An 8,754-nucleotide genomic window follows, 5' to 3' on the forward strand; every position below is an offset into this window, starting at 1 on the left:
CCGTGGTCCCTGCTGCTACCGACATCGTGTAATCGCCTTCGGCTGCGCTACGCGCAGAGCCCTGGTCTGAGCACCCAGGCCGCAGGCAAACCGCGCCGCAGCGAAGCAGAGAAACCGAACCGTTGGCACCGGCGACGATGATGCCCGTCGCAAACCGACTAGGACGTGCGCGCAGCGCAGCTGTAGGCGTCCCACCACTGACGCTTTTGGAACGCTGTACCCGAGCCCTACATGGGGATCGTACAAGAGCAGGTTATCGCAGGCACTGGTTCTGAATCACTATGCGTAGCAGGTTCGAACGGGCACCCAAGCGTCGCGAGACCAAAGCCGCTTGAAAACAAGGAGCGCATCGTTGATGGCCAGCCGCCAGCCGCCAGCCGCCAGGCGACGCGCTTTTTCTGCATACTCTTTTGTCGCTCGGACAAAAAGTGACTCGCCGGCTGCGCCGGCGAAACAGCAGCGCCCGCCAAGCACGACAACCCCGTCATTACCCCTTCCCCGCATTCAGCGAAGAACCTTTTTTTGGCCTTTTGCCGAGAAAAGAAGATTGCCTAGAAGCCCCGCTCAGGCGCGTCCTCGGTCGCCAGAATCCGATCACACGCCCCATAACACATCGACCCCTTCACGCTGCGAGGCCCGCAGCATGTCAAGGAACGGATAGGCGCGCTGCCCGAGGTGCAGCGGTTCCTCCTCGTCGTCTTCATGCTTGCCGTCGCTGACCGAGGTTTCGGCGGGGTGGTTGCGCTTGGCATCGCTGACGGCGGCTTCGAGCTTGTGGATCGCGCGAGGCAGCTCTTCCACGGTGATCACCCCCCGCTCTCCGAGATGCTTGCCGATGATGCCCAGAAGCGTCACGGCCAGATCTCTCATCATGATCAGGTCCTGCGCGGCGTGGGATTTGAAGGTGATCAGCATGATGATGTTTCCTTTTACGGACATGCGGAACGCGGGCCCCCGGGGGCGGGAGCGGCCGCGCGGATTGTGGCTCTTGCGAGCCGCGCGCATGATGTCAGCATAGCACCTGATAAAATTCCGCGTTTCCGAATTCCATTGCCGGTCACGCGGCGCGGCGTTCACATGCGCGCCACTTCGCGGCGCCTTGCCCGTGGCTTTCCGCCGGCATTGCCGGCTGGCACCCGGGCGCGCCGCGCCGCCTGCCGGACTACTGCCCACCAGGGCTTCGACATCCATGCTGCCTGTTCAGACCTCCAATCTTGCCGCTGCGTTCACTGATGCGGTACGCGCGCTTGCTCCGGCCGACGCGACCCTGCCGGCCGTGACCTTCGAGCGGCCCAAGGCCGCAGCCCACGGCGACCTGGCCTGCAACATCGCCATGCAGGTGGCGCGCGCGCTCAAGAGCAATCCGCGCGAGCTGGCCCAGCGCATCGTGGCGGCGGTCCAGGCCGATCCGCGCGCGGCCGGCCTGGTCGCGGCCATGGAGATCGCCGGCCCGGGCTTCATCAACCTGCGCCTGACGCCGGCGGCCAAGGCCGATGTGCTGCGCGCGGTGCTGACCGAGGGCGACCACTACGGCGCGCAGGAGCGCGGCATGCACGGCCACGTGCTGGTCGAGTTCGTCTCGGCCAACCCGACCGGCCCGCTGCACGTCGGCCACGGCCGCCAGGCCGCGCTCGGCGACGCGCTCGCCAACCTGCTGTCGTGGCAGGGCTACGACGTGCACCGCGAGTTCTACTACAACGACGCCGGCGTGCAGATCCAGAACCTCGCCGTGTCGGTCCAGGCCCGCGCGCGCGGCTTCAAGCCGGGCGACGCCAACTGGCCGGAAGCCGCCTACAACGGCGACTACATCGCCGATATCGCCGCCGACTTCCTGGCCGGCAAGACCGTGAGCGCCTCGGACGGCGAGCCGGTGACCGCATCGGGCAACCCCGAGGATGTCGACTCGATCCGCAAGTTCGCGGTGACCTACCTTCGCAACGAGCAGGACATCGACTTGCAGGCCTTCGGCGTCAAGTTCGACCACTACTACCTGGAGTCGTCGCTGTACACCGACGGCCGCGTCGAAGCCGCGGTGCAGGCGCTCGTCGCCAAGGGCAAGACCTACGAGAGCGAAGGGGCGCTGTGGCTGCGCACCACCGACGACGGCGACGACAAGGACCGGGTCATGAAGAAGACCGACGGTACCTACACCTACTTCGTGCCGGACGTGGCCTACCACACCACCAAGTGGGAGCGCGGCTTCACCAAGGTCATCAACGTGCAGGGCAGCGACCACCACGGCACCATCGCGCGCGTGCGCGCCGGCCTGCAGGGCCTGGACATCGGCATCCCGAAGGGCTACCCCGACTACGTGCTGCACAAGATGGTCACCGTGATGAAGAACGGCGAGGAGGTGAAGATCTCCAAGCGCGCCGGCTCCTATGTGACCGTGCGCGACCTGATCGAATGGTCCAACGGCCAGGATGACACCTGCGAAACCATCCGCGCCTGCCTTGACGCCGGCGTGGCCGACTGGCCCGCGCACTTCACGCGCGGGCGCGACGCCGTGCGCTTCTTCCTGCTGTCGCGCAAGGCCGACACCGAGTTCGTGTTCGACGTGGACCTGGCGCTCAAGCAGAACGACGAGAACCCGGTGTACTACGTGCAGTACGCCCATGCGCGCATCTGCTCGATCTTCGAGTCGTGGGGCGGCGCCGACTGGGAGAGCCGCCTGCCCGAACTGGCCGGCGCCGACCTGGCGGCCGTCACCGGCGCCGACGCCAGTCCGCAGGCGCTCGCGCTGGGCCAGCGCCTGGCCGAGTTCCCCGAGATGCTGGCCGCCGCCGCCGGCGAGCTGGCGCCGCATGCGGTCGCGTTCTACCTGCGCGACCTGGCGGGCGATTTCCACGCGTTCTACAACGCCGACCGCGTGCTGGTCGACGACGAGACGGTCAAGCGCGCGCGCCTGGCGCTGCTGGCGGCAACGCGCCAGGTGCTGCGCAACGGCCTGGCGGTGATCGGCGTTTCGGCGCCGCGCCGCATGTAAGCCACGGCTGTCATTCACGGCACACGCGCGCGATCGGGCCGGTCGCATCGCGGGGCAGTGCTGCCCCGCGATGTTGCCGGTGCCGCCGCGGGCGGCGCTGGCACTATAATCTCCCGGCAACACCTAAGAGGACTTATGCAACAGCAACGCAAGCGCGAGGCGCGCAGTGCCCGCCGCAGCCAGCAGCGCGGTGGAACGTTCCTGGGCCTGGTGCTCGGGCTGATCGTCGGGCTGGCCATTGCCGTGGTGGTCGCCTTGTATATCACCAAGTCGCCGGCGCCGTTCCAGCAAAAGAACGCGCCGCGGCCGTCCGAGCCGGGCAACGTGGCCAGCACGCTGCCCAGTCCCACGCAATCCCAGTCCCAGCCGGAAGCCCCGACCGACCCGAACAAGCCGCTGTGGAGCAAGACCCCGGCCAAGCCGGTCGGCCAGCCCGCGCCCGCACCCGAGGCGCAGCCGCAGGCGCCGGTCGCCGCCGCGCCGGAGAACCATAACGGGGAGCGGCAGGCCGAGCGGCAGCCGCCGGTGGCCGTGTCGCGCCCGGCGGAAAAGCCTGCCGAAAAGCCGGCGGATAAGCCCGCCGAGAAGCCTCTCGCCATGAACAAGCCGGCCGAGAAGCCGGTGGTCGACCCGATTGCCGAGATCGCCCAGGCGGATGCCAACAAGGTCGGCTACCTGCTGCAGGTGGGTGCGTTCCGCTCGTCCGACGACGCCGACCGCCAGAAGGCCAACCTGGCCATGCAGGGCTTCGAGGCCAAGATTACCGACCGCGACGTCAACGGCGTGAAGATGTACCGGGTCCGGATCGGGCCGTACAACCGCATCGAGGACATGAACAAGGCGCGCGACCGGCTGCAGTCGGCCGGCTTCGATGCCTCGGTGATCCGCTTCACCAAGCAGTAACGCGCTGTAACCCCCAGGCTGGCGGCCCGCTGAACCGGATGCCGTCGCCGCTGTCATACGCTCATCGCCCCAAAACCGGAAGGCCGCTCCAAGATGAAGAAACTCGCCGCACTGATCGCCACGTTCGCCGCTGTCGGCGGCCTGCTGATGACCGCTCCCGCCCAGGCGGCACCCGCCGAAGGCAAGGAATACCAGGTGCTCAAGGCGCCGCAGCCCGTGCCGGCCGGCAAGATCGAGGTCACCGAATTCTTCTGGTACGGCTGCCCCCACTGCTTCGACTTCGAGCCCGAGCTCGAGGCGTGGGTCAAGAAGCAGGGCAAGGACGTGGTCTTCAAGCGCGTGCCAGTGGCCTTCCGCGACGACCTGCTGCCGCACACCAAGATCTTCTATGCGCTGGAGTCCATCGGCAAGCTGGACGCCATGCACGCCAAGGTCTTCAATGCGATCCACGTCGACCGCAAGCGCATGCTGGACCCGAACGAGATCGCCGACTTCATGGCCAAGAACGGCATCGACCGCAAGGCCTTCCTGGACGCGTACAACTCGTTCTCGGTGACCACCAACGCGCAGCGCGCGAACAAGATCGCCGACGCCTACAAGGTCGACGGCGTGCCGACCGTGGTGGTCCAGGGCAAGTACGTGACCTCGCCGTCCGTCGCCGGTACCAAGGCCAGCGCGATCCAGGCCATGGATTACCTCGTGACCCAGGTCCGCGACAAGAAGCTCTGAGCGGCATTCCCGAAGGCCGGTACGTTGCCGTACCGGCCTTTTTTCATTTGAGCCTCCGGTAACCCGATGCGCCCCCTGAAAGTTTTCCTCACCGGCGCTTCCAGCGGCCTCGGCCAGGCGCTGGCGCGCGAGTATGCGAGGCAAGGCGCCGTCCTCGGCCTGGTGGCGCGGCGCGAGGACGCCTTGCGTGATCTTGCGCAGAGCCTGCCCAATCCGGGCGCTGTCCACGTCTATGCCGCCGATGTGCGCGATGCCGACGCGATGGCGGGTGCCGCGCACGACTTCCTGGACCGTATCGGCGTGCCCGACGTGGTCATCGCCAACGCCGGCGTGTCGGTCGGCACGGTGGCCAGCGAGCGCGAGGATCTCGAGGCCTTCCGCATGGTGATGGACACCAACTGGTTCGGCGTGCTCACCACGTTCCAGCCCTTCCTGCAGCCGATGCATGAGCGCGAACCCGGCGCCGGCGGCTGGCGCGGTACGCTGGTGGGCATTGCCAGCGTGGCGGGCGTGCGCGGGCTGCCGGGCGGCGGCGCCTACAGCGCGTCCAAGTCGGCGGTGATCAAGCTTCTGGAAAGCCTGCGGCTGGAGCAGCGGCGCCATGGCATCCGCGTGGTGACCATTGCGCCGGGCTATATCCGCACGCCGATGACGGCGCATAACCCTTACCGCATGCCGTTCCTGACGGATGCCGACGTGTTCGCCCGCAAGGCCGTGCGCGCGATTGCGGCGGGGAGCAGCTTCAAGGTGATTCCGTGGCAGATGGGCGTGGTCGCGGCGCTGATGCACGTGATGCCGCGCTGGCTCTACGACGCGCTGGCCGCAAAGGCTCCGCGCAAGCCCCGCCGCGGCTCGGGAGACTGACATGTGGCGCGACGCCATCGGCCAGCAGCACGCCGCGGCCAGCGGCGATGTCCGCATTGCCTCGCTGGTGCCGTCGGTGACCGAACTGCTGTTCGCGCTGGAACTGGGCGGGTCGATGGTGGCGCGCACGGGCTTCTGCATCCATCCCGAGCCGGCAGTGCGCGCGGTGGCCAAGGTCGGGGGCACCAAGGACGTGAAGCTGGACCGTCTGCGTGCGCTGGCGCCCACGCATGTCGTGGTCAATGTCGACGAGAACCGGCGCGAAACCGTCGACGAGATCCGCCGCTTCGTGCCGAACGTGATCGTCACGCATCCGTGCGCGCCGGAAGACAATCTCGAACTTTACCGGCTGCTGGGCGGCATCTTCGGGCGGCAGACGCAGGCGGAAACGCTCTGCGCCGCGCTGCAGGCGGAGCTGGATGCCATCCGCGCCCGCGTCTGGCCGGCGCGCAAGGTGCTCTATGCAATCTGGCAAGACCCGTGGATGACCGTGTCGCGCGACACCTATATCAGCCGCATGCTGGCGCTGGTGAACTGGCAGACCTGGCCGGAAGCGGCACCGCAGGCCTGCGCGGACGGCGACTGCACCCGCCCCAACACGGCGGGCGAACGCTATCCGAGCTTCCGCTGGAACGATGCGCTGGTGCGCGGGCTCGACGAGGTGCTGCTGTCCACCGAGCCCTATCGCTTCACCGAAGACCACGCCGACGCGCTGGAGCGCCAGCTCGGCAAGCCGGTGCAGCTTGTCGATGGCGAGATGCTGTCGTGGTACGGCAGCCGCGCCATCGAGGGGGTGCGCTATCTGGCCGCGCTGGCCGAGCGCGGCTGAGCCATCGCAGGGATCAGGCCGCCCGGAAGCGGATCACCCCGTCATCCCCCGTTTCCCGCACGAGTTCCCCGCGGTGCCACAGCGCGTGCAGATGCGCGAGCGATTCGCCCATGGCAAACGTCATCTGGTGGATGTCGAACTGGCGCCTGAAGATCACGCTGACGATGTCATGCGCGCAGCACGGCTTCTCGCGGCACGCTTCCAATGTCTCGGCCAGGCGCTCGACATGGTGCTCGCGCAGCTGCGCAATGCGCGTGTGCAGGTTGCGGAAGGGGCGGCCGTGCGAGGGCAGGATCAGTACGTCCTCTGGCAGGCCTTCGTACTTGCCGAGCGAATCCAGATAGAGCTGCAGCGAGTTGGCCTCGGGCTCCATGTCGAACACGCTGACATTGGTCGAGATGCGCGGCAGCACCATGTCGCCGGAGATCAGCACGTTGGCGGCGGCGTTGTACAGCGCCACGTGCTCGGGCGAATGGCCGAAGCCGGTGATCACGCGCCAGCCGGCGGTGGCCGGATCGGCGCCGATGGCGACGGTATCGCCGTCCATCAGGCGGCGGTACTGCGTGGGCAGGTCCGGCACCAGCGACGGGTAGTAGGTCTTGCGGGCGCGCAGCTTTTCCTGGCTGTCGGGGTCGGTCAGGCCGTGGCGCGCGAAGTGCTCGGCCGCCAGTTCGCCGCCGGCGCTGGAGCCCGCACCGGTGCCGCTGCCCATCACGCGCGCGCTCATGTAGTCGCCCAGGCTCATCCACAGCCGCGCGTCGAAGCGCTTGCACAGCCAGTGCGCCAGGCCGACGTGGTCGGGGTGGCTGTGCGTGACCAGCACGCGCAGCACCGGCAGGCCTTCGAGCTCGTTGGCGAAGATGGTTTCCCAGTGCGCCTTGATGGTGTCGTTGGTGATGCCGCAGTCGATGATGGTCCAGCCGTCCGTGCCGTCGCGCCGGTCGCGCAGCAGCCACAGGTTGATGTGGTCCAGCGCGAAGGGCAGGGGCATGCGCAGCCAGTAGACGCCGGGCGCCACTTCCTGCTTGCTGCCGGGCTCGGGCATGGTGTCCGCGAACGGGTATTGGAGCTGGTGTTCGAGTGCGTTCATGAGGAGTCTCGTCATCGAAGCCCTGCGCCGTGTCACGCCGGGCAGGCGGGGCTTTCTCGTCTTTGCCGTGATGCCAGGCCTTGCCGACCAGGCACGAAGGCGCCGGTTGCCAGTCGCGTGAGTTGACGCTAACGTAAACGTCAATTCGTACGAGTCGTCTCCATCTTAAGCCAAAAGTTGACTTCGCAACGAACGACCGTTCACTTTCTTTGGGCGCACCATGGCAGCCACCAATGTTTCCGGATCATCCTCCGGCCCGGCCACCTATACCATCACCGACCTCGCGCGCGAGTTCGACGTCACGCCGCGCGCCATCCGATTCTATGAGGACCAGGGCCTGTTGTCGCCCGAGCGCGCAGGCCCCGGCGGACGCACGCGCGTCTACAACGGGCGCGAGCGTACCCGCCTGAAACTCACGCTGCGCGGGAAAAGGTTGGGGCTTACTCTCAACGAAATCCGCGAAATCCTTGATCTCTACGAGTCGCCGCGCGACAGCGCACCGCAGCTCGAGCGTTTTCTGGATGCGCTGGCCGGCCACCGCGCCGCACTCGAGCGCCAGCTTGAAGACCTGCAGGCGCAACTGGCGGAGATCGACCAGCATGAAAAGCAATGCAAAGCGTTGCTGGATGCACAACAGGCGCGTACCGGTGGCCCGGCCAAACGTGAAACTGCCTGACGTTGCACTTTCCGTGCATCTTCGTGTCTCTGTGGATTGACGTTTACGTAAACGTAAATAGAATAGCCCGAACCATCTCACCAGGGAGCCGCCATGACGCAGGACCTTGATGCTGCTGCCAGCCCAGTCCAACCCGAACTGCTGTCGGCGGCGCGGACTGACACCATTGCCAGCAGCTTTGCGCGCCAGGGACTGATGACGACCTTTGGCGCCGCGCTGGCCCGCGTCGAGCGTGGCGAAGTGGAAATCGCCATGCCGTGGTCCGAAGGCGTGACCCAGCAGCATGGTTTCTTCCATGGCGGCGTCGTCGGTGCGCTGGCCGACAGCGCGTGCGGGTACGCAGCGCTGACCATGGTGGGTGAGGGCGAGGCGGGTCTGACCGCCGAGTACAAGATCAATCTGCTGTCCCCGGCGCAGGGCGAACGCCTGATTGCCGTGGGGCGCGTGCTCAAGCCCGGCCGCACGCTGATCGTGGTCCAGGGCGATGTCTTCGTCGAGCAGCAGGGCCGCCGCAAGCTCGTGGCGACCATGCTGATGACCCTTTGCGTGGTACGCACGCTCGAACACGTCTGACGCGCGTTGTTCCCGCGCCAACAAGATTCCAACAGGAGACCATCATGACCGAACTCCCTGGCCTGAAATTCGACCTGGGCGAAGACATCGAGATGCTGCGCGGC

10 protein-coding genes are annotated in these 8,754 nt (G+C 67.0%); 8 read left to right on the forward strand and 2 right to left on the reverse strand.

The annotated features are described in order from the left end of the window. Window positions 1-594: 594 nt before the first annotated feature. Window positions 595-915, reverse strand: a complete 321-nt coding sequence (locus AC3FNH_RS32235; protein ID WP_276100872.1) for a DUF1840 domain-containing protein — start codon at window positions 913-915, stop codon at window positions 595-597. A gap of 274 nt (window positions 916-1,189) precedes the next feature. Between AC3FNH_RS32235 and argS the strand changes: the two genes are divergently transcribed. From argS to AC3FNH_RS32260, 5 genes are all read left to right on the forward strand, one after another. Continuing rightward, window positions 1,190-2,986, forward strand: a complete 1,797-nt coding sequence (argS, locus tag AC3FNH_RS32240; RefSeq protein WP_488722966.1) for an arginine--tRNA ligase — start codon at window positions 1,190-1,192, stop codon at window positions 2,984-2,986. 135 nt (window positions 2,987-3,121) lie between these two features. Then, window positions 3,122-3,889: an SPOR domain-containing protein gene (locus tag AC3FNH_RS32245; RefSeq protein ID WP_488722967.1), complete on the forward strand. Its 768-nt coding sequence runs from the start codon at window positions 3,122-3,124 to the stop codon at window positions 3,887-3,889. Between the two features lie 93 nt (window positions 3,890-3,982). After that, on the forward strand, window positions 3,983-4,618 hold the full coding sequence (locus AC3FNH_RS32250) for a thiol:disulfide interchange protein DsbA/DsbL (protein ID WP_276099148.1): 636 nt from the start codon (window positions 3,983-3,985) through the stop codon (window positions 4,616-4,618). Between the two features lie 66 nt (window positions 4,619-4,684). After that, window positions 4,685-5,482 carry an SDR family oxidoreductase gene (locus AC3FNH_RS32255; RefSeq protein ID WP_488722968.1) on the forward strand — a complete coding sequence of 266 codons (798 nt, stop codon included), beginning with the start codon at window positions 4,685-4,687 and terminating at the stop codon, window positions 5,480-5,482. A gap of 1 nt (window position 5,483) precedes the next feature. Beyond that, window positions 5,484-6,311 carry a helical backbone metal receptor gene (locus AC3FNH_RS32260; protein ID WP_488722969.1) on the forward strand — a complete coding sequence of 276 codons (828 nt, stop codon included), beginning with the start codon at window positions 5,484-5,486 and terminating at the stop codon, window positions 6,309-6,311. A 13-nt stretch (window positions 6,312-6,324) separates the two neighbouring features. On the opposite strand, the gene AC3FNH_RS32265 is transcribed toward AC3FNH_RS32260, so the two are convergent. Then, a complete protein-coding gene (locus tag AC3FNH_RS32265; protein WP_276099151.1) occupies window positions 6,325-7,401 on the reverse strand; it encodes an MBL fold metallo-hydrolase in 1,077 nt (358 codons plus the stop codon). Between AC3FNH_RS32265 and AC3FNH_RS32270 the strand changes: the two genes are divergently transcribed. From AC3FNH_RS32270 to AC3FNH_RS32280, 3 genes are all read left to right on the forward strand, one after another. Beyond that, on the forward strand, window positions 7,400-7,522 hold the full coding sequence (locus tag AC3FNH_RS32270; RefSeq protein ID WP_488722970.1) for a hypothetical protein: 123 nt from the start codon (window positions 7,400-7,402) through the stop codon (window positions 7,520-7,522). The two genes, AC3FNH_RS32265 and AC3FNH_RS32270, sit on opposite strands and share 2 nt — an antisense overlap. Window positions 7,523-7,621: 99 nt before the next feature. After that, window positions 7,622-8,077: a MerR family transcriptional regulator gene (locus tag AC3FNH_RS32275; RefSeq protein ID WP_276099152.1), complete on the forward strand. Its 456-nt coding sequence runs from the start codon at window positions 7,622-7,624 to the stop codon at window positions 8,075-8,077. A gap of 93 nt (window positions 8,078-8,170) precedes the next feature. Further along, window positions 8,171-8,650 (forward strand): PaaI family thioesterase, encoded by a 480-nt coding sequence (locus AC3FNH_RS32280; protein WP_276099153.1) that lies wholly within the window; start codon window positions 8,171-8,173, stop codon window positions 8,648-8,650. Window positions 8,651-8,754: the final 104 nt, after the last annotated feature.

Source organism: Cupriavidus sp. 22TCCZM01-5 (assembly GCF_057798915.1).